24 protein-coding genes and 2 tRNA genes are annotated in these 24,604 nt (G+C 63.9%); 11 read left to right on the forward strand and 15 right to left on the reverse strand.

The window, feature by feature from the left end; all coding sequences use genetic code 11:
- Positions 1-163: 163 nt before the first annotated feature.
- From ACQ4WP_RS21075 to ACQ4WP_RS21115, 9 genes are all read left to right on the forward strand, one after another.
- Positions 164-1,102 carry a peptidylprolyl isomerase gene (locus tag ACQ4WP_RS21075; RefSeq protein WP_436524046.1) on the forward strand — a complete coding sequence of 313 codons (939 nt, stop codon included), beginning with the start codon at positions 164-166 and terminating at the stop codon, positions 1,100-1,102.
- A gap of 100 nt (positions 1,103-1,202) precedes the next feature.
- Complete coding sequence (mutL, locus tag ACQ4WP_RS21080; RefSeq protein WP_436524048.1) at positions 1,203-3,110, forward strand: DNA mismatch repair endonuclease MutL; 1,908 nt, start codon at positions 1,203-1,205, stop codon at positions 3,108-3,110.
- A 126-nt stretch (positions 3,111-3,236) separates the two neighbouring features.
- The gene (gene miaA / locus ACQ4WP_RS21085) at positions 3,237-4,184 is read left to right on the forward strand and encodes a tRNA (adenosine(37)-N6)-dimethylallyltransferase MiaA (protein WP_436524050.1); all 948 of its coding nucleotides are present in this window, start codon (positions 3,237-3,239) and stop codon (positions 4,182-4,184) included.
- 240 nt (positions 4,185-4,424) lie between these two features.
- A tRNA-Met gene (locus ACQ4WP_RS21090) sits at positions 4,425-4,501 on the forward strand.
- Positions 4,502-4,562: 61 nt separating this feature from the next.
- A tRNA-Met gene (locus ACQ4WP_RS21095) sits at positions 4,563-4,639 on the forward strand.
- 181 nt (positions 4,640-4,820) lie between these two features.
- A complete protein-coding gene (locus ACQ4WP_RS21100; RefSeq protein WP_436524052.1) occupies positions 4,821-5,348 on the forward strand; it encodes a sigma-70 family RNA polymerase sigma factor in 528 nt (175 codons plus the stop codon).
- Positions 5,345-6,349 (forward strand): FecR family protein, encoded by a 1,005-nt coding sequence (locus ACQ4WP_RS21105; RefSeq protein WP_436524054.1) that lies wholly within the window; start codon positions 5,345-5,347, stop codon positions 6,347-6,349. The genes ACQ4WP_RS21100 and ACQ4WP_RS21105 overlap by 4 nt, the downstream gene beginning before the upstream one ends.
- Positions 6,350-6,431: 82 nt before the next feature.
- A complete protein-coding gene (locus tag ACQ4WP_RS21110; protein ID WP_436524056.1) occupies positions 6,432-8,912 on the forward strand; it encodes a TonB-dependent siderophore receptor in 2,481 nt (826 codons plus the stop codon).
- A gap of 82 nt (positions 8,913-8,994) precedes the next feature.
- Positions 8,995-10,554 (forward strand): histidine-type phosphatase, encoded by a 1,560-nt coding sequence (locus tag ACQ4WP_RS21115; protein WP_436524058.1) that lies wholly within the window; start codon positions 8,995-8,997, stop codon positions 10,552-10,554.
- Between the two features lie 56 nt (positions 10,555-10,610).
- Here the strand turns inward: ACQ4WP_RS21115 and ACQ4WP_RS21120 are convergent, their stop codons facing one another.
- From ACQ4WP_RS21120 to ACQ4WP_RS21150, 7 genes are all read right to left on the reverse strand, one after another.
- A complete protein-coding gene (locus ACQ4WP_RS21120; protein ID WP_436524060.1) occupies positions 10,611-11,909 on the reverse strand; it encodes an MFS transporter in 1,299 nt (432 codons plus the stop codon).
- A 517-nt stretch (positions 11,910-12,426) separates the two neighbouring features.
- Positions 12,427-12,750 (reverse strand): thioredoxin family protein, encoded by a 324-nt coding sequence (locus ACQ4WP_RS21125; RefSeq protein ID WP_436524062.1) that lies wholly within the window; start codon positions 12,748-12,750, stop codon positions 12,427-12,429.
- Between the two features lie 18 nt (positions 12,751-12,768).
- Complete coding sequence (locus ACQ4WP_RS21130; protein WP_436524064.1) at positions 12,769-13,464, reverse strand: fumarylacetoacetate hydrolase family protein; 696 nt, start codon at positions 13,462-13,464, stop codon at positions 12,769-12,771.
- Between the two features lie 76 nt (positions 13,465-13,540).
- Entirely contained in the window at positions 13,541-14,836 is a 1,296-nt protein-coding gene (locus tag ACQ4WP_RS21135) for an MFS family transporter (protein WP_436524066.1), read from the reverse strand.
- Positions 14,837-14,989: 153 nt separating this feature from the next.
- A complete protein-coding gene (gene pcaF / locus ACQ4WP_RS21140) occupies positions 14,990-16,192 on the reverse strand; it encodes a 3-oxoadipyl-CoA thiolase (protein WP_436524068.1) in 1,203 nt (400 codons plus the stop codon).
- Positions 16,193-16,233: 41 nt separating this feature from the next.
- Positions 16,234-16,875: a 3-oxoacid CoA-transferase subunit B gene (locus ACQ4WP_RS21145; protein ID WP_436524070.1), complete on the reverse strand. Its 642-nt coding sequence runs from the start codon at positions 16,873-16,875 to the stop codon at positions 16,234-16,236.
- A 10-nt stretch (positions 16,876-16,885) separates the two neighbouring features.
- Complete coding sequence (locus ACQ4WP_RS21150) at positions 16,886-17,584, reverse strand: 3-oxoacid CoA-transferase subunit A (protein WP_436524072.1); 699 nt, start codon at positions 17,582-17,584, stop codon at positions 16,886-16,888.
- A 165-nt stretch (positions 17,585-17,749) separates the two neighbouring features.
- Here ACQ4WP_RS21150 and ACQ4WP_RS21155 point away from each other — a divergent pair, with 165 nt between their 5' ends.
- The gene (locus ACQ4WP_RS21155) at positions 17,750-18,577 is read left to right on the forward strand and encodes an IclR family transcriptional regulator domain-containing protein (protein WP_436524074.1); all 828 of its coding nucleotides are present in this window, start codon (positions 17,750-17,752) and stop codon (positions 18,575-18,577) included.
- 31 nt (positions 18,578-18,608) lie between these two features.
- Here the strand turns inward: ACQ4WP_RS21155 and ACQ4WP_RS21160 are convergent, their stop codons facing one another.
- Genes ACQ4WP_RS21160 through ACQ4WP_RS21175 form a run of 4 tightly spaced genes read right to left on the reverse strand, consistent with a single transcriptional unit; the run spans position 18,609 to position 20,725 of the window.
- Complete coding sequence (locus ACQ4WP_RS21160) at positions 18,609-19,466, reverse strand: ChaN family lipoprotein (RefSeq protein WP_436524076.1); 858 nt, start codon at positions 19,464-19,466, stop codon at positions 18,609-18,611.
- 43 nt (positions 19,467-19,509) lie between these two features.
- Positions 19,510-19,941, reverse strand: a complete 432-nt coding sequence (locus tag ACQ4WP_RS21165) for a DUF6691 family protein (RefSeq protein WP_436524078.1) — start codon at positions 19,939-19,941, stop codon at positions 19,510-19,512.
- Positions 19,938-20,363, reverse strand: a complete 426-nt coding sequence (locus ACQ4WP_RS21170) for a YeeE/YedE family protein (RefSeq protein WP_436524080.1) — start codon at positions 20,361-20,363, stop codon at positions 19,938-19,940. Before ACQ4WP_RS21170 ends, ACQ4WP_RS21165 begins: the two co-directional genes overlap by 4 nt.
- Positions 20,364-20,371: 8 nt before the next feature.
- Complete coding sequence (locus ACQ4WP_RS21175; protein ID WP_436524082.1) at positions 20,372-20,725, reverse strand: ArsR/SmtB family transcription factor; 354 nt, start codon at positions 20,723-20,725, stop codon at positions 20,372-20,374.
- Positions 20,726-21,056: 331 nt separating this feature from the next.
- On the opposite strand from ACQ4WP_RS21175, the gene ACQ4WP_RS21180 reads away from it, so the two are divergent.
- On the forward strand, positions 21,057-21,461 hold the full coding sequence (locus ACQ4WP_RS21180) for a hypothetical protein (RefSeq protein ID WP_436524084.1): 405 nt from the start codon (positions 21,057-21,059) through the stop codon (positions 21,459-21,461).
- A gap of 84 nt (positions 21,462-21,545) precedes the next feature.
- Here the strand turns inward: ACQ4WP_RS21180 and ACQ4WP_RS21185 are convergent, their stop codons facing one another.
- The 4 genes from ACQ4WP_RS21185 to ACQ4WP_RS21200 are packed head-to-tail and all read right to left on the reverse strand — an operon-like array spanning position 21,546 to position 24,291.
- Positions 21,546-21,725 (reverse strand): hypothetical protein, encoded by a 180-nt coding sequence (locus tag ACQ4WP_RS21185; protein WP_436524086.1) that lies wholly within the window; start codon positions 21,723-21,725, stop codon positions 21,546-21,548.
- Positions 21,722-22,123: a DUF3224 domain-containing protein gene (locus tag ACQ4WP_RS21190; protein ID WP_436524088.1), complete on the reverse strand. Its 402-nt coding sequence runs from the start codon at positions 22,121-22,123 to the stop codon at positions 21,722-21,724. The genes ACQ4WP_RS21185 and ACQ4WP_RS21190 overlap by 4 nt, the downstream gene beginning before the upstream one ends.
- The gene (locus tag ACQ4WP_RS21195) at positions 22,123-22,710 is read right to left on the reverse strand and encodes a DUF1697 domain-containing protein (protein WP_436524090.1); all 588 of its coding nucleotides are present in this window, start codon (positions 22,708-22,710) and stop codon (positions 22,123-22,125) included. Before ACQ4WP_RS21195 ends, ACQ4WP_RS21190 begins: the two co-directional genes overlap by 1 nt.
- A gap of 15 nt (positions 22,711-22,725) precedes the next feature.
- On the reverse strand, positions 22,726-24,291 hold the full coding sequence (locus ACQ4WP_RS21200; protein ID WP_436524092.1) for a sensor histidine kinase: 1,566 nt from the start codon (positions 24,289-24,291) through the stop codon (positions 22,726-22,728).
- Positions 24,292-24,604 lie beyond the last annotated feature (313 nt).

Consider the following 24,604-nt stretch of genomic DNA (forward strand, 5'->3'; position numbering starts at 1 on the left):
TGGCAATTTAAGTAAAGGTTAAGGAAATACCCGCGCCAACTTGCTCAGGCCAGTCTTCCTTCGTGCATGCCATGTTCGGCCCGTACAATGTTTTTTCAGCGAAATATTGCCATTCCGGTATACACTTTCCGACCGGTGCAATCCGCGCCGACCAGGAGAGAACATGTATCGATACCCACTGAGCGGCCTGACCATGGCCACCGTACTGGGCCTTGCTCATCTGACTGCCCACGCGGCGCCCGTCCAGATCAAGGCGCCCGCCGAACTGCCTGCCAAGGCGACCTTGGCCGACGTGATCAAGGCCTCGAAACCGTCCGACTGGCGTCCGCTGGACCCGGACAACACCCTGTACCTGGAGATTCCCGCCGGCCGCGTGGTAATCGAGCTGGCGCCCGACTTCGCGCCCAAGCACGTGGCCAATATCAAGGCCCTGGTAGCAGAACAGTATTACGACGGCCTGGCCATCACGCGCGCGCAGGACAACTGGGTGGCGCAGTGGGGCGATCCGAACGAGAAAAATCCCAAGCCCATCTTGCATGCCCAGCGCACCCTGCCCGGCGAATTCACCGTGCCCTTGAAAAACATCAAGAGCTTCACGCGCCTGCCGGACGTCGATGGCTATGCGCCGCAAGTGGGCCATTCGAACGGTTTCCCGTCCGCGCGCGATCCGAAGTCCGGCACGGCCTGGCTCACGCATTGCTATGCCACCGTGGGCGTGGGCCGCGACAGCGCCAGCGACAGCGGCGGCGGCACGGAACTGTACGCCGTCATCGGCCAGTCGCCGCGCCACCTGGACCGCGACATCACTGTCATCGGCAGAGTCGTCTCCGGCATGCCATTGCTGTCGACCCTGCCACGCGGCGCGGGCCCCATGGGCTTTTATGACAGCCCCGAGAAAAACGTCCCGATCAAGGCCATCCGCCTGGCCGCCAGCGTGCCTTTGGCACAGCGCGCGAACCTGGAAGTGATGCGCACCGACAGCGCCGCCTACCAGGGCGTGCTGGAAGCCCAGCGCCACCGCGGCGGGCCGTGGAGCAAGGTCACGGCCGGCCACGTCGACCTGTGCAATGCGCCCATACCGGTGCGCAAGGTGGGCAAGTAAGACAAGCCGCAAGGCAAGGACTGGGGTCAGCCCCCCGGATGCGTTGGCGCCACGCTTTGCGTTGGCGGCGTTGAGGGTCTGACCCCGGTATAATCGCAGCATGAACGCTCCCATCACGCCCCACCGCCCGATCCAGGCCCTGCCTGACCAGTTGATTTCGCAAATCGCCGCTGGCGAGGTGGTCGAGCGGCCATCGGCCGTGGTCAAGGAGTTGCTGGAAAACGCACTCGACTCGGGCGCCACGCAAATCACGGTGCGGCTGGAAGAGGGGGGCGTAAAACGCATCGCGATTACCGACAATGGCCGCGGCATCGACAAGGAACAGTTGCCGCTGGCCCTGGCGCGCCACGCCACCTCCAAGATCGCCTCCCTGCACGACCTGGAAAACGTGGGCACGCTGGGCTTTCGCGGCGAGGCGCTGGCCTCGATCGCATCGGTGGCCGCCGTCACTCTGACCTCGCGCACGGCGGACGCTGCCCATGCGTGGGAAATCGTCGGCTCGCACAATGGCAGCGTCTCGCCGTCGTCCGGCGCGCACGGCACCACGGTCGACGTGCAAGACCTGTATTTCAACACGCCCGCGCGGCGCAAGTTCCTCAAATCCGAGCAGACGGAATACGGCCACTGCGCCGAAGTGGTGCGCCGCATCGCCCTGGCGCGGCCCGACGTGGCATTTTCGCTGTCGCACAACGGGCGCACCATCGACCAGTGGAATATCAGCGAACTGGCCAAGCGCAGCGCCCACATCCTCGGCAATGACTTTGCCGAGGCGCGCCTGGCGCTGGACGAATCGGCCGGCACCCTGCGCATTCACGGCTTTGCCGGCTTGCCGACGGCATCGAAGGCACGCGCCGACGGCCAGTTCTTTTATGTCAACGGGCGCTTCGTGCGCGACAAGCTGCTGGTGCATGCCGTGCGCATGGCTTACCAGGACGTGCTGCATGGCGACCGCTTTCCCTCCTACGTGCTGGCGCTCGACCTCGACCCGGCCCTGGTCGATGTCAACGTGCACCCGTCGAAGATCGAAGTGCGCTTCCGCGACAGCCGTTCCGTGCACCAGTTTGTCTTCCATGCCGTGCAGCGCGCGCTGGCGCAGACCTCGGCCACGGCGTTTGGCAGCGTGCCGGCGCCGCTGCCGGCCGCCTCCACCCTGAGCGGCGATACTGCCGGCGCGGGTTTGGGTGGATCTGGCATCTGGCGTCGCGAGCAGACGCAGACCTCGTTCGGCGCGCAATTTACGAATACCTTCGCGCCAGCAGCGCCCGGCGCGGCCCGTCCCTTCTTTGCCGATGCGCCAGGTGTGGCCCAGGACACGGCGGCCTACGGCGCCCTGTTCGGCGGTGCCGCTGCCAGTTCGCCCATCACGCAGGTGGAACCGTATATCGCCTCGTCCGAAGCGATGGCGCGCGAAGAGTATCCGCTGGGCTTTGCCCTGGCCCAGCTGCACGGCATTTACATCCTGGCGCAAAACACCAAGGGACTGGTGCTGGTCGACATGCACGCCGCGCATGAGCGCATCCTGTACGAGCAGCTGAAAAACGCGCTGCAGGCACAAGTCTCGGGTCAGGACATGCAGGTACAGTCGCTCCTGATACCCGTGACGTTCTACGCGGACGCCATCGAAGTGTCGACGGCGAATGAAAACCAGGACACATTAAAAGCGCTGGGCTTCGACATCGCCGCCCTCTCGCCCACCACCCTGGCCGTGCGTTCCGTACCGACCCTGCTGAAGAACGCCGACGCGCAAACGCTGGCGCGCGACGTGCTGCGCGACGTGCGCGAATACGGCGGCTCGCGCGTGCTGATCGAGCGCCAGAACGAATTGCTGGGGACCCTGGCCTGCCACACGGCCGTGCGCGCCAACCGGATTTTGTCGGTACAGGAGATGAACGCCCTCTTGCGCCAGATGGAGAGCACGGAACGCGCCGACCAGTGCAACCATGGCCGGCCCACGTGGGTGCAGGTCGAGATCAACGCGTTAGACAAATTATTCCTGCGCGGCCAATAAAAGAGCCTGAAATTCCGGGGTCAGACCCGCCGGGGGATGCGGCCCAATGGGACGTATCCCGATCTCGAAGAGACTGACCCCAGCCTTTGCCTTGGGGTTTCCATCGCAAGCACATCAAAAAGTATCATGAAAAACACTCAACACCTCCCCCTGGCCGTCGCCATCATGGGCCCCACGGCCAGCGGCAAGACGGCCAGTGCGCTGGCCATCGCGCAAGCCATTCCGTCCGAGATCATCTCCGTCGATTCCGCCCTCGTCTACCGGGGCATGGATATCGGCACGGCCAAGCCTTCGAAAGAAGAACTGGCCCAGGTACCGCATCATTTGATCGACATCATCGACCCGCTGGACGCCTATTCGGTGGCGCAGTTCCGCAACGATACCCTGCGCCTGGTGAGCGAAATCTCCGCGCGCGGCAAGCTGCCGCTGCTGGTCGGCGGCACCATGCTGTACTTCAAGGGCCTGACCGATGGCCTCGATGACTTGCCCGGCGCCGATCCTGCCTTGCGCGCCCAGCTGGAGCAGGACGCGGCCGCCATCGGCTGGCCCGCCATGCATGCGCGCCTGGCGCAGCAAGACCCTGTCACGGCCGCGCGCCTGGCGCCGCAGGACGCGCAGCGCATCGGCCGCGCGCTGGAAATCATCGCCCTGTCCGGCCAGCCCATGTCGGCCCTGCTGGCCCTGCGCGAAAAAACCGTGCTGCCATTTCAATTACAGTCGTTTGCGCTGGAGCCATCGGACCGGGCCGTGCTGCATGCGCGCATCGCCACGCGCTTCGACCTCATGCTGAAAGACGATGCCCTGGTCGATGAAGTGGAAGGGTTGCGCCGGCGCGGCGACCTGCATCCGGGCCTGCCATCCATGCGCTGCGTGGGCTACCGCCAGGCCTGGGAATATCTCGATGGCCGCATCGACCGCGCCACCTTGCGCGAGACGGGCATCATCGCCACGCGCCAGCTGGCCAAGCGGCAGCTGACCTGGTTGCGCGCCATGCCGGAACGCCTCGTCATCGATTGCCTGAGCGCTGATCCGGCCAGCGCCATGCTGGCACAAATCGTCCCTTTGCTAAAATAAGCGTCGCCACACAACAACTGGCCAGGCGCTAGGCTCGACTTAGGCTGCGCGCCATGCCGGAACACCTCGTCATCGATTGCCTGGGCCTTGACCCGGCCGCGTCCATGCTGGCGCAGATCCAGCCCTTGCTGACGCCGTTACAAAAATAATCATGCCGTCGCCGGCGCGTGAGAAATCCGCACATTTTTTTGCGCCAGCATTGACAAGGAAATGGGAAGACTGGATAATGCTCGGCTGTTGGGTGATATAGCTCAGTTGGTTAGAGCACAGCATTCATAATGCTGGGGTCGGTGGTTCAAGTCCACCTATCACCACCAAAGAACAAGGATCATGGTGTTGCCATGGTCGCAACGAGCATCCGGTCTGACCGGTCTGTTTGGTGATATAGCTCAGTTGGTTAGAGCACAGCATTCATAATGCTGGGGTCGGTGGTTCAAGTCCACCTATCACCACCAAGAATGTGCAGCATTGATGAACCCGCCCCTGCCTCGCGCAGCGGCGGGTTTTTTCATTTATGGGCTGCCTCGCGTGCGGCCTGTAAGCAACACCTGCCCCATCCGCCAGCATTGGGGATTGTGGCAAGCCGCCACTGGCGCTTACAATGAGAACAATTCTCATTTATATTATTCATCACTCATGTCCGCCATCCAGCCCAGCCTGCAACAGCAAGTGCAATCGCTCTACAGCGAGCATCACGGCTGGCTGCTCGGCTGGCTGCGCAAAAAACTCAGCTGCCCGCATGGCGCGGCCGATGTGGCGCAGGACACGTTCGTGCGCATCATCGCCTCGCGCGACGCGCTGTTCGGCATGCGCGAACCGCGCGCCTATCTGTCCACGACGGCGAAGCGCTTGCTGCTCGACCGCGCGCGCCGGCAAATGCTCGAACGCAGCTACCTGGCGGAACTGGCCCTGCTGGCCGACAGCCTGCCCGGCGCGCCCTCGCCCGACGAGATCCTGATGGCCGTGCAGGCGCTCGAGCAGATCGCCATGGCGCTGGCCGGCTTATCGGCCAGGGCGCGCGACGCCTTCTTGCTGCACTACCTGGAAGAACAGCCGCAGGCTGCGGTGGCGGCGCAATTGAAGGTATCCACGCGCATGGTGCAAAAATACCTGGTGCAAGCCTTGCTGGCCTGCCGCCACGCCTGTCCGGCCATGGCGGCATGAATCGCCCCCGCACCGATGTGGCAGCCGAGCAGGCCGCGCACTGGATCGTGCAGCTCAGCGCCGACGATCCGGCCGAGCGCAACACCGCGCAGGCCGGCTTCGCTGCGTGGAAGGCGGCCGACCCGCTGCACGCGACAGCGGCCGCCGGCATGGAAAACCTGCTGCGTCAATTGAACGCCGTGCGCGAACCGGCCGGCGGCGACCATAGGCCCGCGCGCGCCGCCCTGGCCGCCATCGCCCAAAAGCGTCCCCGCCAGCATCTGCGCCAGCTGGCTGCGGCCAGCGCCGTGACCATGCTGGTGCTGACCGGTACTCTGGTCATCAGCGAGCGCCCCGCCTACCTGCTGGCCGACCTGCGTAGCCCCACAGGACAATGGCGCACGCACACGCTGGACGATGGCAGCCGCCTCACCCTGGGCAGCGACAGCGCCGTCAACGTGCGTTTCATTGCAGGCGAGCGGCATGTGGAGCTGGTGCGTGGCGACATCCTCGTCGACGTGGCCAAGGATGCGCAGCGCCCCTTCATCGTCGACAGCAAGCAGGCGGCGATCCGCGCCCTGGGCACGCGTTTTAGCGTGCGCAGGGAAGACGGCGCCACCATCTTGAGCATGCTTGAATCCAAAGTGCTGGCGCAGGTGCCGCAACATCCGGCTGTCGTGGTGCAGGCGGGCCAGCGCGCGCGCATCACGGACAATGGCGTGGGGCCGTTGACGGCCATCGATGCGGCCAGCGTGCAGGACGCGTGGCGCGCACGCCAGTTGGTGGTCGACGACTTGCCGCTGGCCGAGGTGCTCGACGAGCTGGCCCGTCACCGCCCCGGCCAGCTGCATTACGACCGGGCGCAGATCGCCGGCATCCGCGTGGCCGCCGTGCTGCCGTTGGACGACACGGACAAGGCGCTGCAACTGTTGATCGACAATTTCCCGCAGCTGCGCATCCGCATGCTGACGCGCTACCTGGTGATGGTCGACGCTCCCGCCCGCGGCCTCGCAAAAAAATAAATATATATTCTTGCGTTCGCGGTTCCACTTTGCGCATCTCGTGCGTCAAGGCAGCTGAGATCAATCAAAAAAGGCTGTCACCATGTCCGTTCAAGTCCTTGCCGTTTCATCCCCGAACACCCTGCGCACGCGGCTACGCCCGCTGGCCGTGGCGGCCATGCTGCTGGCCGGCGCCGGCCTGCATGCCCAGGCAGTCGCCCAGGCTGTGCCGGCTGTCGCCAGCTACGCCATCCCTGCCGGTCCGCTGGCCGGTGCCCTGAACCGCTATGCCCAGCAGGCAAACGTCTCCATCGTCATCGATGCCTCCAAGGTCCAGGGCTTGAGCAGTGCCGGCCTGCAGGGCAGCTACGCCATTGATGACGGTTTCGCCGCGCTGCTGCGCGGCAGCGGCTACGCCATCGGCAAGACGTCCACCGGCTATGTGCTGGTGGCCGCGCCGGCGTCCACGCCCACGGCGGCGGCCAGTGCCGCTTCGGCGGCCGAGCGCACCATGCCCTCGATTACCATCGTCGGCCAGGCCGAGCAAGGCGCCACCACGGAAGGCAGCGGCTCCTACACGGCGCGCAAGATCAGCATCGGCAAGGGCGAGCAAGCGATGAAGGACATCCCGCAATCGGTCAGCGTGCTGACGCGCCAGCGCCTGGACGACCAGGGCATCAAGGACTTGCGCGAGGCGGTCAACAACGTCACCGGCGTGGTCGGCGTGCATGGCGTGGGGCCGGGCGTGGTGATCACGGCGCGCGGTTTCCAGATCGACCAATGGCAATACGATGGCGTGCCGATCGACCGCAATACCTATGCACTGGGTAACTGGGGCCAGGAAAACATGGTCATCTACGACCGCCTGGAAGTGCTGCGCGGCGCCTCCGGCATGCTCGTTGGCACGGGCAGCCCCGGTGGTTCCGTCAGCCTGGTGCGCAAGCGCCCGACCACCGCGCGCAGCGTCAGCATGACGGCGCGCGCCGGTTCGTGGGACCATTATGGCGCCCAGCTCGACGTCAGCAGCCCCTTGAATGCGGACGCCAGCCTGCGCGGACGCGTTATTGTCGATGAAGACGACAGCCACTCCTTCGTCGACCAGGTGTGGAGCAAGAACCGCACCCTGTATGCGGCGCTCGACTATGACCTGGGACCGGCCACCACCCTGGGCCTGGCCATCAGCAACGTCAACGACCACGGCCGCCCCACCTTCATCGGCCTGCCCCGCTATGTGGACGGCAGCGCGCTGAACCTGCCCCGCTCCACCTTCACGGGCGCCGACTGGAACCGCAGCGAGGCCAGGCAAACCAACGTTTACCTCGACCTGGAACACCATTTCAATAGCCAGTGGAGCCTGAAGGCATCGGCCGTGAACATGCGGGAAAACACCAGTTCCGCGCACCAGCGCCTGGCCATGCCCATCCGTCCAGACGGCAGCGGCGCGAGCTATGGCGACTTTGCCATGGATTTCGACAACCGCAAGCGCGGTATCGACGCCTACGTACGCGGCAAATTCGACGGCCTGGGCATGGCGCAGGAAGTCCTCGTGGGCGCCAGCTATGTCACGCTGGCGTCGGACGACCGCTTCGCGCGCGCCTGGGAAGGAGGGGCAAACGTCTTCAACATCAACCACCACCGTCCATGGCAAGATCTCGACACTATCGCCGTGCGCCCAATGGGCGTGACCAGCGACAGTACCTACGAAATACGCCAGAAAGGCCTGTATGGCAGCTGGAACGGCCAGTTGAGCGGCAAGCTGAAAGCCGTGCTGGGCGGACGCTTCAGCTGGTATGACTTCCTGTATGCGACGCCCGCAGGTCCTGGTGAACAACTCAACGCCAGCGCCAAATTCACGCCCTCGGCAGGACTGATCTACGCGCTCGATCCGCAATGGTCGGCCTACGCCAGCTATGCCGACATCTTCACGCCGCAAAGCAACCGCGACGTGCAAGGAGAGGTCCTCAAGCCCATCACGGGCAGCAACTACGAGGCGGGCATCAAGGGGGAACTGATGGATGGCAAGGTGAACACCTCGCTGGCCGTGTTCCGCTACGACCAAAAGAACCGCGCCGTCACCGACTATGCCGCCGATCTCGCGTGCGACGGGCAGTACTGCTCGCGCGCTTCGGGCAAGGTGCGCAGCCAGGGCCTGGAAGCGGAAGTTTCCGGCGAAGTGGCGCGCGGCTTGCAACTGTCGGCCGGTTACGCCTATACGACGACGACCTACCTGGACGATCCGGACGAGCAAGGCAAGGTCTTTTCCACCTGGACGCCGAAGCACATGCTGCGTGTCTGGTCGAGCTATACCCTGCCCGGCGCCTGGGACAAGTTCAGCGTGGGCGCCGGCGTCAACACGCAAAGCCATACGCTCGATACCGCGTACAAGTTCAAGGTTGCCGGCTTCTCGATCTGGAACGCGCGCCTGGCCTGGCAAGCCACGCCGCAAATGGCCCTGTCAGTCAACGTCAACAATGTTCTCGACAAGCGCTATATCATCCCGGCCTACAACAACACCGGTTCGAACAACTACTATGGCGACCCGCGCAACCTGCAGCTCACCCTGAAGTACACGCCGAAGTGGTAGGCTGACACGCTGCGGTGACGGATTCCGTTTTTTTTCGTTCAGTGCTAGGCTTGTATTCAAGAAACCATCCGCCAAAAAAACCATGTCCCCACCGCTTCCCCTGTCCAGCATGCTGCTGGCCCTGGCCTGCTGCGCCAGTCCCGCCCTGGCCTTCGACGGCTACTATCAAACCAAGACGCCCTACGCGCCGCAACAGGACCCGGCCACGTATGCCGCGCCACCGGCCGGCTTCCAGCCCATCTTCACGCAGCTGGTGGCGCGCCACGGTTCGCGCGGGCTGACCGGCATGAAGGGCGACGCGGCCCTGTATGCGATGTGGAAGCAGGCCGCCGCGCAGGATGCCCTGACGCCGCTGGGACGCGAACTGGGGCCCGACATCCTGGCCCTGATGCAGGCCAACGCCCTGCTCGGCCATGGCGTGGCCGGCATCGAGCAGCCCGGCTATGGCAATCTGTCGCAGACGGGCATCGAGGAACACCGGCAGCTGGCCGCGCGCCTGCTCGCACGTTTGCCCACGCTGTTTGCACAAGTGGGACAGGACGCTGCCACGGCGCCGCGTCAGCTCGTCACCATCCATTCCGGCGTGGACCGTGCGCGCGACAGTGCGCGCTTTTTCACGCAGTCGCTGCTGGAACACGCCCCGGCGCTGGCGCCGCTGCTGTACCTGCCGCCCGCGCCGGCGCCGTACCCGCAGGGACGCACACCGGTGCCACAACCGGATGGCGTCAACCGCTTCCTGCTGTATGCGCACAAGCTGGCGCCACATACGGATTTTGTGGCCGATCGCGCCAACCCGTATGCCACCACCTATGCCGCCAGCCAGGCTTACCAGCACTACATCAGGACCAAGCGGCTGGACACCCTGATGGCTACCCCCGCCAGGCAGCCGGCAGCAACCAAGCATGCGCGCCAGGTGCTGGAGCGCTTGTTCACGCCCGCCTTCCTGGCGCAGTTTAACGGCGGCGCCACCAGCTATGCGGATACGGGCAGCTACACGTTCACCAGCGCGGACGGCAAACTCACGCGCACCCTGAAGGGCAGCGGCAAGACGGCCATCCGCAGCATGAATGCGGCCGCCACGACGCTGTATCAGCTGTACGCCATCGCCGCCGGCATGCGCCACGAGGTGAAGGCCGATTTCAGCCGCTACATGCCGGCCGACGATGCGCGCTATTACGCCTCGGTGGCCGACCACGAGGATTTTTACAAGAAGGGGCCGTCCACCACGGACAGTGCCGGCGTGACCTGGCGCTTCGCCGTGGCGCTGCGCGAGGATTTTTTCCGAGAGGTCGATGCGCTGGCCAAGGGCGACCTGCGCCATGCGGCCAAGCTGCGCTTCACGCATGCCGAGATGATCATTCCGCTCGCCTCGGCCATGGGCTTGCAGCAGGCGCTGTCGCCAGAGACCAGCTACAGCCATGCAGACAGTCCGTGGCGCGGCCAGAGCGTCTCGCCGATGGCGGCCAACATGCAGTGGGACGTGTACCGCAACGGCGAAGGACAGCTCATCGTGCGCCTGCTGTATAACGAAAAGGAAACGCCATTCAAACCAGCCTGCGACGGCGCCCGCATCGCCCCTGGCAGCGTATTCTACGACTACGCGGGACTGAAAGCCTGCTACGGCCACGCGGCGGCGCAATAAAAAAGCCGCCAGCTGGGCAGCTGACGGCTTTCGAGGGATTCAGCTAGCGCGGGCATTTATTCCCACGCTTCCTTGCCTGCCCTCGGCTTTCCCACCATCAACAGCGCGCCCAGGGTCAGCACGGCTGCCAGTGACAGGTAGTAGCCCACGTATTGCAAGCCGTAGTTGGTGGCCAGCCAGGTGGCGATGTACGGCGCCAGCGAGGCGCCCAGAATGCCCGCCAGGTTGAAGGTCAGCGACGCGCCCGTGTAGCGCACTTCGGGCGGGAACAGCTCGGACAGCATGGTGCCCAGCGGTCCGTAAGTCATGCCCATCAGGCCCAGGCCGACAGCCATGAAGAGCGTCACTTCCCAGGTCACGCCCGAGCCGAACATCGGGGCCAGCACCAGGCCGAAGATGGCGATGGCGACGGAGACCCAGATCATGGTGGCGCGGCGGCCGCGGCGGTCGGCCAGCACGGCCGAAAACGGAATCGTCAGGGCAAAGAACAGCACAGCGAACAACTGCACGACGAGGAATTCCTTGCGCGTGAAGCCCAGCTTGGTCGTGCCCCAGCTCAAGGCGAACACCGTCATCAGGTAGAACAGCACGAAGGTGGCCAGGGCGATGATGGTACCCAGGAACAGCATGCGCCCATGCTGGCGGAACACGGTGGCGACGGGCAGTTTGACGACCTCGTTCTTGTCGATGACTTTCTGGAAGTCCGGCGTTTCCGTGATCTTCAGACGCACGTACAGGCCGACGATGACCAGCAGCGCGCTGGCCAGGAAGGGGATGCGCCAGCCATAGCTGAAGAACTGCTCATCGGTCATGGTTTCGCTCAGCAGCAGGAAAATGCCGCCCGACAGGAAGAAGCCGATGGGCGCGCCCAGCTGCGGGAACATGCCGTACCAGGCGCGCTTGCCAGGTGGCGCGTTTTCCGTGGCCAGCAGCACCGCGCCGCCCCACTCGCCGCCCAGGCCCAGGCCCTGGCCGAAACGGCACAGTGCCAGCAGCAATGGTGCCAGGGTGCCGATGGCGGCATACGTGGGCAACAAGCCGATGATGACAGTCGAGATACCCATGGTCAGCAAGGCTGCCACGAGGGTGGCCTTGCGGCCGATGCGGTCGCCGAAGTGGCCGAACACGGCCGAGCCGATGGGGCGGGCAAAGAAGGCGATGGCGAACGTGGCCAGCGACTGCAGCACGGCGGCCGACGGATCGCCGGCAGGGAAAAACAGTTTCGGGAACACCAGCACGGCGGCAGTGGCGTAGATATAAAAATCGAAGAACTCGATGGTGGTGCCGATCAGGCTGGCGAACAGCACCGTGCCGGGGGAATTTTTCTTGGGGGGGGTGCTCCGGGGCTTACTCATTTACTGCGCTCCTTGGGGAGGGTGTCTAAAGGCCATTCTCTGGATGTTTTTTCAGGCAGCAGCACAGCACGTTGTCTAGGCGCGCGGTTCACCTATCATAGCTGTGCGCGGGCGTATTTGCTGCGAATTTGCTATTAAATTCGCAAACAAATTCCACGCCGCAACACGCCGTTGTTAACGGCAGACAACGGTATACCAACGCGCGTCATCGCGCCGTGATCAGTGCTGATTTAGAGAAACAACGGTCGTGCGCCATCCGGTTATCCGGGGCACGGCAGGAAAGGCGTCAGGGGATGGGCGACGTGTATCAGGCCCGGCGTATCGCCAGGCATTCCGTACCAGACCCGCGCGTCGGCATCGCGGCATCGGTCATTTGTGGTGAATCCTTGCCTGCGGCCCCTCCGGGTGGAGCGGGCCGGCGATGATCGCGCCTACATCCCGAAGGATGCGGTTGATCTTGCTGTAAGCGGCTTATCATACGCGCAGTGGTGCACTGCGGCAAGATAATGCAAGCCAGTTACGCCTCAATCAGGGCAAACGCCCTGGCGATCTCCGCGCTGTCGAGCGGGCGCACGAGGCGCGCCACTTCCTGGCCATCTTTCAAAAAAATCAGGGTCGGCCACAGTTTCACCCGCAATGAACGCCCCAGCGCGCGGCCGGGGCCGTCTTCCACGCGCAGGTGCGGCACACCGGGATGCTGTGCAAACGCGGCGGACAACGGCGCCTGGGTGGCGCGGCAGTGGCCGCACCAGCCCGTGCCAAATTCCAGCAGGGCCGGCCCCGTCAAGGCGTCGATCTCGGCGCGCGTGGGTTGCGCTACGGAATAAGTGTCGTTCATCATGCCAGTCTCCTTGACAGCTTAGACCACTTTCATGCGCAAGGTGCCCAGGCCATCGATGGCCCCCACCAGCGCGTCGCCGCGCTGCACGGCCGCCACGCCGGCCGGCGTGCCCGTGTAGATCAGGTCGCCCGGCTGCAAGCTAAAGTAGCTCGACAGGTCAGAGATGGTTTCGGCCACGTTCCAGATCAGCATGTCGATGCTGCTGCCTTGACGCAGCTCACCATTCACGTGCAGGGTGATGGCGGCATGGCTGATGTTGCCCGCCTGCGCGGCCGGGGTGATGGGGCCGATGGGCGCCGAGTGCTCGAAGGCCTTGCCCGTCTCCCACGGACGGCCCTGCTTTTTCGCTGCGCCCTGCACGTCGCGGCGCGTCATGTCCAGGCCTATCGCATAACCCCAGACGTGGCTCAGCGCATCGGCCACGCCGATATCGCTGCCGCCCTTGCCGATGGCCACCACCAGTTCCATCTCGTGCTGGCAATCCTGCGTTTGCGCGGGGTACGGCAACTCGCCCGTCGTGCCGGCAGGCACGGGCAGCACGGCATCGGCCGGCTTCATGAAGAAAAACGGCGCCTCGCGGCCCGTGTGGCCCATTTCCTTGGCGTGGTCGACATAGTTGCGGCCCACGCAATAGATGCGGTGGACAGGAAAAGTATCAACGCTGCCGGTAACGGGAACGCTGGGCTGGATCGGTGCGGGAATAACATACGGCATGAAGACTCCTGATCGGCACGATAAAAAGGCGGTGATGAAAGAGGGACACCGCAGTGTCCCCCATTTTACGGCAACATTACTTCAGCAGGCCCGAGCGGCTCGGGTCCGGCATGCGGATGGCGACGATGAAGGAAATCAGGCACATGACGGTCACGTACCAATAGAAATACTCTTCCACGTGCCAGGCCTTGAACTGCAGCGCCACGTATTCGGCCGAACCGCCGAACATGGCGTTGGCGACCGCATACGACAAGCCCACGCCCAGCGCGCGCACTTCGACGGGGAACATTTCCGCCTTGATCAAGCCGCTGATCGAGGTATAGAAACTGATGATGGCCAGCGCGATGATGATCAGGCCAAACGCCGCGTATGGGCTGGTGATGTCTTTCAGGGCATGCATGATCGGCAGCACGCACAGGGTGGCCAGGCCGCCGAAGAACAGCATCGAGGTACGGCGGCCGATGCGGTCGGACAGGGCGCCGAACACGGGTTGCAGAATCATGTAGACGAGCAGCGCGCAGGTCATGACGGCGCTGGCCGTCTTGGTGTCCATGCCGGCCGTGTTGACCAGGTATTTCTGCATGTAGGTGGTGAAGGTGTAGAACACCAGCGAGCCGCCAGCCGTAAAGCCCAGCACGGTGATGAAGGCGCGCTTGTGCTTGAGCAAGCCGCGCAGGCTGCCCGCGTCCTTGTCCTTGCGCTCGCTGGCGGTAGTCGTTTCCGTCAGGGATTTACGCAGATTCAGCGACACCAGGGCCGCCAGGGCGCCGAACACAAACGGGATGCGCCAGCCCCAGGCACGCAATTCTTCCAGAGTCAGCAATTGTTGCAAGACCACCAGCACCAGCAATGCCAGCAATTGGCCGCCGATCAGGGTCACGTACTGGAACGAGGCAAAGAAGCCGCGCCTGCCCGATTCCGACACTTCGCTCATGTAGGTGGCGCTGGTGCCGTATTCACCGCCCACGGACAGGCCCTGGAACAAACGCGCCACCAGCAGCAGGAACGGGGCGAAGGCGCCGATGGTTTCATACGTGGGCAGCACGGCGATCATCAAGGAACCGCCGCACATCATCAGTACGGAAATCATCATCGACTGGCGACGGCCGTATTTGTCGGCGATGCGGCCGAACAACCAGCCGCCCACCGGGCGCATGAGGAAGCCGGCGGCAAAGATGCCGGCCGTCTGCAGCAGCTGGGTGGTCGGGTTACCGGAAGGGAAGAAGGCGTGCGAAAAGTACAGCGCGCAGAACGAGTAAATGTAGAAGTCGAACCATTCGACCAGGTTACCGGAGGAAGCGCCAATGATGGCCTTGATGCGCTGCTGGGAAGTCAGCTGCGCAACGTCATGCGGAGTATCGTGGGATGTCATATCAATCTTCTTGTTCGTGTAAAAAAGCCAACGCCAGCCGGGTTGCCCGGACTGGTTTTGCATCATACGCGCTGGATCGGGGTCAAAAAGCCGCCCGGCATACGGGTTAATACGTAGCGTCGGCAACTTTTTCCTGCCTGCGGGCGCGTGGAATCAGACCCGTTCCAGCACCAGCGCGATGCCCTGCCCCACGCCGATGCACATGGTACAAAGCGCATAGCGTCCACCCGTGCGATGCAGCTGGTTGACGGCCGTCATGGCCAGGCGTGCACCCGAGGCGCCCAGCGGATGGCCCAGGGCAATCGCGCCACCATTCGGGTTGACGCGCGGGTCGTCGTCGGACAAGCCCAGCTGGCGCAGCACGGCCAGGCCTTGCGCGGCAAACGCTTCGTTGAGTTCGATGACGTCGAAGTCGGCCAGGCTCAAACCCGTCATGGCCAGCACTTTCAGGGTGGCGGGCGCGGGGCCGATGCCCATGATGCGCGGTGCCACGCCAGCCGTCGCCATGGCCACGACGCGGGCGCGCGGCGTCAGGCCAAAACGGGCCGCGTTGGCTTCGTCGGCCAGCAGCAGCGCTGCCGCGCCATCGTTGACGCCGGACGCGTTACCGGCAGTAATCGTGCCATCCGCGCGCACGACGGGCTGCAATTTGGCCAGGGTGTCCAGCGTGGTGGCGCGCGGATGCTCGTCGCGGGCAACGACGATGGGATCGCCCTTCTTTTGGGCGATGCTGACGGGACAGATTTCGCTATCGAACACGCCCGCCTGCTGCGCCGCCAGCGCTTTCACCTGGCTGGCCAGGGCGAACGCATCCTGGTCAGCTCGGCTGATGCCGAACTCGACAGCCACGTTTTCCGCCGTTTCCGGCATCGAGTCGACGCCATATTGGGCCTTCATCAGGGGATTGATGAAGCGCCAGCCGATGGTCGTGTCTTCCATTTTCATGCCGCGCGCAAAGGCGCTGCCGGCCTTGCCCATGACAAACGGTGCGCGACTCATGCTTTCCACGCCGCCAGCGATCAGCAAGCCCGCTTCGCCGCTCTTGATGAAGCGTGCGGCGCTGCCGATGGCGTCCAGGCCCGAGCCGCACAAACGGTTCAGGGTGGCGCCCGGCACGCTGTCGGGCAAGCCGGCCAGCAAGGCCGCCATGCGCGCCACGTTGCGGTTGTCTTCGCCCGCCTGGTTGGCGCAGCCGTACAGCACGTCGGTAACAAAGCTCCAGTCCACGTTCGGATTGCGCGCCATCAAGGCACGGATGGGCACGGCGCCCAGGTCGTCGGCGCGCACCCCGGACAGGCCGCCGCCATAGCGGCCGAATGGCGTACGCTGAGCGTCGCAGATATAAGCGTGGTGCATGTTTTTTCCTCCAAGAAAGTGGTTTGCGTATTGATGGTGAATTAACGTCCGTCCATCAGCGGCACGGCCGTCAAGGCTTGCAGCTGCTCGAAACTCAAGCCATCGGCCAGTTCGACGACGGTGGCGCCGTTTGGCCCCAGATCGAGCACGGCCAGGTCGCTGTAGATGCGGCTGACGCAGCCTATGCCCGTGAGCGGATAGCTGCAGGCCTGCACCAGCTTGCTTTCACCGGTCTTGGTCCGCAATTCCATCATGACCCAGGTTTTTTTCGCGCCGATGGCCAGGTCCATGGCCCCGCCCACGGCGGGAATGGCGTCGGGCGCGCCCGTGTGCCAGTTCGCCAGGTCGCCCGTGGCGGACACTTGAAAAGCACCCAGCACGCAGATGTCCAGGTGGCCGCCGCGCATCATGGCGAAGCTGTCCGCATGGTGGAAATAGCTGCCGCCCGCCAGCAGGGTGACGGGTTGCTTGCCAGCGTTGATCAGGTCGTAATCTTCCTCGCCCGGCGCCGGTGCCGGGCCCATGCCGATCACGCCATTTTCGCTGTGCAGGATGATGTCGGCGCCAGCCGGCAAATGATTCGCCACCAGGGTCGGCAAGCCGATGCCCAGGTTGACCACGGCACCTTCATGGATGTCGGCCGCCACGCGGGCCGCCATTTGGTCTCGATTCCATTTTTGCAATTGATACTCCTCAGGCTGCTTTGAAGCCGGCGGGGCCGGTGGCCGTGCGCGGCACTTGCACGATGCGCTGCACGAACAGGCCCGGCGTGATGACGTGTTCGGGATCGATGCTGCCCAGCTCAAGCACCTCGTGCACGGAAGCAATGCTGACTGTCGCGGCCATGGCCATGATGGGACCGAAGTTGCGCGCCGTCTCGCGGTAGGTCAGGTTACCCCAGCGGTCGCCCTGCTCCGCCTTGATCAGGGCAAAATCGGCGTGGATGGGCGACTCGAACACATACATGCGGCCATCGATCTCGCGCGTTTCCTTGCCCTTGGCCAAATCCGTGCCATAGCCCGTGGGCGTGAAAAAGCCGCCGATGCCAGCGCCGGCGGCGCGGATGCGCTCGGCCAGATTCCCCTGCGGCACCAGTTCCAGTTCCAGCTTGCCCGCGCGGTACAGCGCGTCGAAGACGTGGGAATCGGCCTGGCGGGGGAAGGAGCAAATGATCTTGCGCACTTGCCCGTTTTTCAACAGGGCGGCCAGGCCCGTGTCGCCATTGCCCGCATTGTTGTTGACGATGACGAGGTCGCGCGCACCTTGGGCGATCAAGCCGTCGATCAGCTCGGCCGGCTGGCCCGCGCCGCCGAAGCCGCCAATCATGACGGTGGCGCCATCGTGGATATCGGCCAGCGCATCAATAACGCTGGAACGCAGTTTGTCGATCATTGCCTGTCTCCTCCAAATAAACCCATCAACCATTTGTTCTTAAAACGAACAAATATTCGCATTTAGAACTTGTTCGTGAGAATATGCCTGATCGGCGCGCTTGTCAATTTGCCGTTTTCGCCAGCGCCATGGCTATAATTGCCACCTTGCCCCATTGGAATCGCCATGACCGACCGCAGCAGCACACCCCTTTCCGCCGAAGCAAGCCTTGACGCCGACGGCGCGCCCCGTCCCGGCGACAGCTATGTGCAATCGTTTGCGCGGGGCTTGGCCGTCTTGCGCAGCTTTGGCGCGGAGGCGCCGCAGCAGACCTTGAGCGAAGTGGCGGAGCGGGCGCAGCTGACGCGCGCGGGCGCGCGGCGCATCCTGCTCACCTTGCTGCATCTCGGTTATGTGGAAGCGGACGGGCGCCTGTTCCGCCTGACGCCCAAGGTGCTCGACCTCGGTTACGCCTACCTGTCATCCTTGCCCGTGTGGACGCAGGCGCAGCCGCTGCTGGAAGAATTGATGCACACCTTGCGCCAGTCGTGCTCGGCCACCGTGCTCGACGGTGACGACATCGTGTATGTGGTGCGCCTGTCCGCGCACCGCACCATGTCGATCAACCTGGGCATCGGCAGCCGCCTGCCGGCCTACTGCACTTCGATGGGCAGGGTATTGCTGTCGGGCCTGGCGCCCGAGGCGCTGCGCGAACGGCTGTCGAAGATGGCGCTGCTGAAAATCACGCCGGCGACCAAGGTCGATATCGAAGTCTTGATGGAAGAGATTGCGCAAGTGCGGCGCCAGGGCTGGTGCCTGGTGCAGGAAGAGCTGGAACAGGGCTTGATCGCCCTGGCTGCGCCCGTGTTCGACCGGGGCGGCAAGGTGGTGGCGGCGATCAATGTCAGCGGCCAGACGGCGGGGCCGTCCGTGGCGCAATTGCTGGAACACAGCTTGCCGAAACTGCTCGATACGGCAAGCCGGGTCAGCGCCCTGGTGCGGGTGCAGCAGTAAGTATTACTGCTTGAACCTCATTTCTTGAACCTTACTGTTTAAACTTCGCGCACGGGTCCGGGCGCGGCTGCGCCGGCATCGTTTGCGTCAGGTCGAACGTGCCCTTGTAGCCGCTGCCGTCCTGCTCCAGATAGCCGATGCTGCGCACGTTCAGTTGCGGGTCGGCCAATTTCAGCCAGCGGGGCACGCCGATATCCTTGCGCACATGCGCATTGCCGGCGATCAGCACCACATCGCGCGGCGCCTGGTCGCGGATCAGCTTGGCCATCCAGATATCGCGCGCCACCTGGGCGTTGACGACACCTTTGATCATCATGTCGGGCAGCATATTGCAGCGGGCCGCCTGGACTTCCTTCTGTTGCCCTTCCAGGATGTCGGCCGGCACGGGCGCGGCCAGATAAGTGGCCACCATGGCGGGCGGCATCGCCGATTGGATGCCGTCGCGCACGATGCGCGAGGCATCGGCTGGCGACAAATTGCCGGCGACCAGGGTCAGCTGATAGCTGATGACCAGGTCCAGCACGGGCCGGTACAAACTCCAGTCCCAGCGCGGCTGTTCCATCACGCGGATGATGCAGTCGGGGTCGGCGCAATCGCGCGCGGCGCGCGTCAGCAAGGCCTGGTTTTCGCGGTCGAACTGCTGCATGACAATGACGGGACGCCAGCCGGCCGCCAGGCGGCGCTGCAACTCCTCGACGCGCAGGCGGTGGCCTTGCGCATTGTCATGCACTTCACCCAGCAGCAACACTTGCGGATTGGGCAAGGTGTCGGCCACGGGCGCGGGAGCGGGCGGCGCTGTCTTCTTCAGCAAGCTGCCGCAGGCGGCCAGCGCCAGCACGCTGCACAGCAGGGCGGCGTGCGCGCTGGCGCGGGAAATCACGGTCTTCATGTATGCGGGTATCCAGAGTGACGATGCGCCAGATTGTACCGTCTCAGGCGGGCGCGGGTAGCTTGCGGCGCTCCAGCACTTCAAACAGGGCCATGCCGGCCAGCATGGCGCCGACAAATATCCACGCCTTCGGCTGGCCCGCCAGCAGGGACACGAGGGCGGGACCGGGACAGAAACCGGCGATGCCCCAGCCTGCGCCAAAGGCCAGGCTGCCCAGCAGCAAGCGCCGGTCGATGCGCCGCGCCGCCGGTAATTGCATGGGCTCGCCCAGCAGCGCTGTGCTACGCCGTCCTGCCAGCCAGAAGGCAGGCAGGGCCACGGCGATGGCGCCGCCCATCACCAGCGCCAGCGACGGGTCCCAGGCGCCGGCCAGGTCGAGGAAACCGAGCACCTTGGCCGGGTTGCCCATGCCGGAGACGATCAGGCCCAGGCCAAAGACGAGGCCACTCAACAGGGAAAGGAGTAGCTTGTTCATAGGTGGCGCAACAGATACACGGTGAGGAAACCGGCCGCCATGAAGGCCATGGTGGCCGCCAGCGAACGCGGTGACAGGCGTGACAGGCCGCACACGCCGTGTCCGCTGGTGCAGCCGGCGCCATAGCGCACGCCCACGCCCACCAGCAAGCCCGCCACGATCAGGGCCGGCGTGGCCGCGTCGATCTGTACGGGCGGCAAGGCTTGCCACAGCGAATACAACAGGGGCGTGCCGATCAGGCCCGCAAGAAAAGCGATGCGCCAGCCCAGGTCGCCACTGCGCGGACGCAGCAGGCCGCCGAGGATGCCGCTGATGCCGGCGATGCGCCCATTGAACAAGATCAGCAGGGCTGCCGCCAGGCCGATCAGCATGCCGCCGGCCAGCGAGGCCCACGGCGTGAAGTGCTGCCAGTCTATGCTCATGGCAGGGCTCAGTCCGCTTCGTCGTTGAACAGGGGGCGCGGCGCGCAAAATTGCGCGTACAGCACTTGCAGCACGGCCAGCACGGGTGCGCTGGCGACGCGGTAATAAATCTGCTTGCCGTCGCGCCGCGTGGCCACCAGCATCTCTTCGCGCAGCACGCCCAGCTGCTGCGACAGGGTCGGCTGGCCGATGCCCAACTTTTGCTCGAGGTCGCTGACACAATGCTCGCCCTGCGAAAGCTGGCACAGCAGCATCAGGCGGTCGGCATTGCCCATGGCCTTGAGCAGCGAGCTGGCTTTGTAGGCCGAGCCGCGCATGGCATCGAGGTTGTATTCGGCGTGTTGTATTGCAACTGTCTCCATCTTGCCCTCCCACAGGCGGTCATATTGATCATCATGCGATATACAATATACTAATCAATATACTGTTTTCCTGCTGGCGATTCGCACAAAAAAACAACAGTGTTTTTCAACGATAGCGTGCTCATGCAAAGTGTGAGGCAGCGATAGCCTTCGCGTTATCAAAATGATAAATATTCGCAATTTAAAGCAAATATACGTAGCAAAATTGACACGATTTGTGCTGTAATAAGACCTCATCAGAAAAATCGTGATGCGCCTCTGTACAGGCGCATTGTCCGTCCAGGCGCAGGCCGGAATCGGCCGCGCCGCGCGGTGAACCAGGGAGTCAAAGATGAAGATATTTCAGCCGCTATGCGTGGCCATGCTGGCGCTGTCGTCCAGTGCATGGAGCGTGGCGGCAGTCAGCGACACGACGGTGGGCACGCTGCAAGATGCCAGCGAGCGTGTGATGATCGATGAAAGCATCAGCTTGAATAACAATCCCGGCTGGGAAACGCCGGACTTGCCGTACGCGCGCCTGCTGGCCAGCAGCACCGCGATTACGGTGCCACACTGGAGCAGCGGCGCGCGCCATGGCGCCTTGGCGCCACCGAAACCCGCCACGGCAGCACCCGCCCAGCAAACCAGCATGCCGGCGCCCGTGCCGGAAGCGAGCATGGTCTCGATGCTACTGGTGGGGCTGGGCTTGCTGGCCTTGAGCGTGCATGGTGAAAAACAGGAAAAATTCGATAATTGAGTCCATTCAAGCGACTTGATGCCGCTGCAGCAAAAAAATTCCGCCTTGCGCGGAATTTTTTTTGGCTGCCTTACTTGTAAGGTCTCACTTGTCCAGCAAACGGCAGACCCGTTCAATGTTGCCCACCGGAATGCCCGATTTCAGGGCGCGCGCGATGCAGCCCGCCTTGTCCGGCCCTGAAGCGGACATGAGCACGAAGGCGATGCCCAGGGCGCTGACGGCGACCAGCAGGATCAGCACGCCCTTGACGATATCCCAGTTCATGGCGTCTCAGCAATCTCATACGTGAAAGCATAATAATGCTTGCCGTCTTCGATGCGGATGGCCAGGCTGCCCGACAGCCCTTGCAACTGGCCCGTCCCCGTATCGGGCACCACGCTGACGGACAAGCTGGGCAGGCCACGCATCATGCTACCGCTGTGTTGCAGGTAAAAACTGCCGTGGCGCCCGTCCAGGATGCCCTCCACCCGTTCCAGCGCCACATAGCCTGCCGAACCAGCCACGGCGGCGCGCACGCTGAGCATCTCGCCCTGTGCGCTGGCGTCGAGAGCGCCATGGTAGCGCTTGGCTAGCGACAAGCGTCCCAACCCCGACTGCGCGGCCGTGTCCGACAAGGTTTCCGGGCTGATCTTGACGTCGAATGCACCGGTAATGGCAGGCATCAGTACTCCTTGGTAAATGAGGATGTGGCTGCCGCATCCGGCCCGTTCAGCAGCGCATGTAATTTTTGCATGGTGGCCCAGTTGCGCGAGGTGACGCCATCGCCCAGCAGTACGCCGAGTTCCGCCACCACCTTGCTGGCCAGCACGCCATTGGGACACCAGGCATACGCGGCCCATCGCCCCAGCGCCAGCGCTTCCGGCTGCCACGGCCGCTGCAATAACGGCGCCAGGCGCTGGACATCAGCCGGATTGTTCAGCACCAGCGTCAGCAGACGGGCCGCATCGGCCGTCGGCGCCAAGATGTTTTGTTCGATCAGTTCGGCAAACTGGCTGGCCGACAGTACCGTCACCCGGGCCGCCACGCCCAGTTTCAGCACCAGCGCTTCTTCGATGCGGGCAGCGGCCTCGGCCGGTGCCACCTTGCCCCCGTCATATACGACGTTACCACTGTTGAGCACGGTGCGTACCTGCGCAAAACCCAGGTCGCCCAACAGCTTGCGCAGGTCGGCCATGGCCACGCGCTTGGCACGGCCCACATTGATTCCGCGCAAAAGCGCCACTTGCTGACTGTTTTCTAGCTGTGCCATGTATCTTCTCCTTGCCTATGCCTGGCTGCTGGTGCTTTCAGGTAACGGCGTCACCGTGGGCAGGCGCAGCAGGAACGTCGCGCCCTGCCCCAGCGTGCTGCTGACCGTGATGGTGCCGCCAAACTGCTTGGCAATCAAGTTGAACACGATATTCAAGCCCAGGCCCGTGCCGCCCTGTCCGCGCCGCGTGGTGACAAACGGGTCAAACACGCGGTCGAGCAGGTCGGGCGCGATGCCGCGGCCGTTGTCGCGCACCTGCATGGCGATCCACTCGCCGTCGCGGCGCACGTCGATATGGATGTTGCCAGCCGTGTCCGCATCGAAGGCGTGCTCGACACAGTTCAAGACCAGGTTGGTCAGCACCTGCGCCAGCGCGCCCGGATAGCTGTCGAGCATGATGTCAGGCGGGCAATCGATATTGATGCTGATGCGCGTCTTTTTCAGGGTCGGCTGCAGGCTCGATATCACTTCCCCGATATAGTCGCGCAATTCGAACAAACGGCGCGCCTCGCTGACCTGGTCGACGGCGATCTGCTTGAAGCTGTGGATCAGATGCGCGGCGCGGTAGGCATTGTTCATGATCAGCCGCGCGCTTTCGCCGGCCGTTTCCAGGTAGCGCACGATATCGGTTTTCTTCACGCCGCCGCCGGCCACCGCTGCGCTGATGTGATCGGTGGCTTCCTTCAGCACCGAGGCGCTGGTCAGCGCGATGCCGACCGGGGTATTGATTTCATGCGCCACGCCCGCCACCAGGCTGCCCAGCGAGGCCAGGCGTTCCGACTGCAGCAGCGATTCCTGCGCGCGGCGCAACTCGTCCATGGCCTGCGCCGTCTCCTGCTGCGAGCGGCGCGCCATGTCTTCCGCCTCGCGGCTGCCCTCGATGATGGACTTGAGCTTGCGCTGCACGGCATTGAAGCCGCGGATCACGTCGCCCAGTTCGTCGCGCCGGTTTTCCGGCAACTCCTCGACCTCATCGCTGCCGCGCGTGGCCAGGTCGATCAAGCCGTCGCGCAACTGTTTCAAGGGCCCGAAGACGATGCGCAGGCTCAGCGCCAGGGCACCCACCAGGATGATGTCAAGCAGCAACACTTCCAGCACCTTGCGCCGCACTTCGCTGCGCAAGGCTGCATCGATCTGCGCGCGGCTGAAATTGACGATGACCTTGCCGACGATCACCGGCTTGCCCCCCGTGGCCGCCGCCACGGCGTCACGGAATACCAGCGGCGCCTCGACGGGCGTGCCGCCCATGGCCACGTCGGCAGTCAGCGGCGCGAGAGTGCCGGACGCGTCGCGCACTTCGCCCGCAAACAGGCCGACCGAGGCGTCGTAGACGCGGATGCCGACCAGTTCCGGCGGCAGCATTTCGGCTGCGACGATGCTGTCGACCTTGGATTTATCGAGGTCCCACAGGGCCGAAGGCAAACTGGTCTGCAAGCGCGTGAGCACGCCGCTGCGCAGGCGCGCACTGCCCGATTCGAGTTCCTGGCTCAGGGTATATTGGGTGTAGGTACCCGAAATGCCCAGCACCAAGGTGACGATCACGACAAAAAGCAAGGTCAGCCGGACTTGGATACTCACCATCGATCAACACTCCCCGCGCCAGGCCGGTCGCCGGCCCGCGGCGCGGGCGCAGATACGTCAGCGGACTACAGCCTGAAGCAAATGTACGGTATGACATGCTTAATGGCAAGATTTACAGCAACGCCGTTTTTCACCGTGGTCTTGATACAGGTTGAGACATTGCGTCATGGCAATGGTAATATCCCGCAATCATCTAAGGAGAATGAAATGGACGCCTCCCTCCCGATTCAGGCGATTCGGGCGAAGTAGGTCTGGTAGCGGGTAGCACGATAGGGGGGATCCTCACGGGCCTACGGCGTCAAAGCGCCTAAAG

Origin of the sequence: Janthinobacterium lyxosi (assembly GCF_051380665.1) — a bacterium.
Lineage (GTDB): Bacteria > Pseudomonadota > Gammaproteobacteria > Burkholderiales > Burkholderiaceae_D > Janthinobacterium.

Coding starts and splice junctions, on each gene's coding strand:
- ACQ4WP_RS21200 (WP_436524092.1), bottom strand. CDS start 24,291: ATGGTGAGTATCCAAGTCCGGCTGACCTTGCTTTTTGTCGTGATCGTC.
- ACQ4WP_RS21175 (WP_436524082.1), bottom strand. CDS start 20,725: ATGGAGACAGTTGCAATACAACACGCCGAATACAACCTCGATGCCATG.
- ACQ4WP_RS21190 (WP_436524088.1), bottom strand. CDS start 22,123: ATGCCTGCCATTACCGGTGCATTCGACGTCAAGATCAGCCCGGAAACC.
- ACQ4WP_RS21155 (WP_436524074.1), top strand. CDS start 17,750: ATGACCGACCGCAGCAGCACACCCCTTTCCGCCGAAGCAAGCCTTGAC.
- ACQ4WP_RS21160 (WP_436524076.1), bottom strand. CDS start 19,466: ATGAAGACCGTGATTTCCCGCGCCAGCGCGCACGCCGCCCTGCTGTGC.
- ACQ4WP_RS21180 (WP_436524084.1), top strand. CDS start 21,057: ATGAAGATATTTCAGCCGCTATGCGTGGCCATGCTGGCGCTGTCGTCC.
- ACQ4WP_RS21100 (WP_436524052.1), top strand. CDS start 4,821: ATGTCCGCCATCCAGCCCAGCCTGCAACAGCAAGTGCAATCGCTCTAC.
- pcaF (WP_436524068.1), bottom strand. CDS start 16,192: ATGCACCACGCTTATATCTGCGACGCTCAGCGTACGCCATTCGGCCGC.
- ACQ4WP_RS21195 (WP_436524090.1), bottom strand. CDS start 22,710: ATGGCACAGCTAGAAAACAGTCAGCAAGTGGCGCTTTTGCGCGGAATC.
- mutL (WP_436524048.1), top strand. CDS start 1,203: ATGAACGCTCCCATCACGCCCCACCGCCCGATCCAGGCCCTGCCTGAC.
- miaA (WP_436524050.1), top strand. CDS start 3,237: ATGAAAAACACTCAACACCTCCCCCTGGCCGTCGCCATCATGGGCCCC.
- ACQ4WP_RS21125 (WP_436524062.1), bottom strand. CDS start 12,750: ATGATGAACGACACTTATTCCGTAGCGCAACCCACGCGCGCCGAGATC.
- ACQ4WP_RS21185 (WP_436524086.1), bottom strand. CDS start 21,725: ATGAACTGGGATATCGTCAAGGGCGTGCTGATCCTGCTGGTCGCCGTC.
- ACQ4WP_RS21105 (WP_436524054.1), top strand. CDS start 5,345: ATGAATCGCCCCCGCACCGATGTGGCAGCCGAGCAGGCCGCGCACTGG.
- ACQ4WP_RS21150 (WP_436524072.1), bottom strand. CDS start 17,584: ATGATCGACAAACTGCGTTCCAGCGTTATTGATGCGCTGGCCGATATC.
- ACQ4WP_RS21130 (WP_436524064.1), bottom strand. CDS start 13,464: ATGCCGTATGTTATTCCCGCACCGATCCAGCCCAGCGTTCCCGTTACC.
- ACQ4WP_RS21170 (WP_436524080.1), bottom strand. CDS start 20,363: ATGAGCATAGACTGGCAGCACTTCACGCCGTGGGCCTCGCTGGCCGGC.
- ACQ4WP_RS21135 (WP_436524066.1), bottom strand. CDS start 14,836: ATGACATCCCACGATACTCCGCATGACGTTGCGCAGCTGACTTCCCAG.
- ACQ4WP_RS21110 (WP_436524056.1), top strand. CDS start 6,432: ATGTCCGTTCAAGTCCTTGCCGTTTCATCCCCGAACACCCTGCGCACG.
- ACQ4WP_RS21165 (WP_436524078.1), bottom strand. CDS start 19,941: ATGAACAAGCTACTCCTTTCCCTGTTGAGTGGCCTCGTCTTTGGCCTG.
- ACQ4WP_RS21120 (WP_436524060.1), bottom strand. CDS start 11,909: ATGAGTAAGCCCCGGAGCACCCCCCCCAAGAAAAATTCCCCCGGCACG.
- ACQ4WP_RS21075 (WP_436524046.1), top strand. CDS start 164: ATGTATCGATACCCACTGAGCGGCCTGACCATGGCCACCGTACTGGGC.
- ACQ4WP_RS21115 (WP_436524058.1), top strand. CDS start 8,995: ATGTCCCCACCGCTTCCCCTGTCCAGCATGCTGCTGGCCCTGGCCTGC.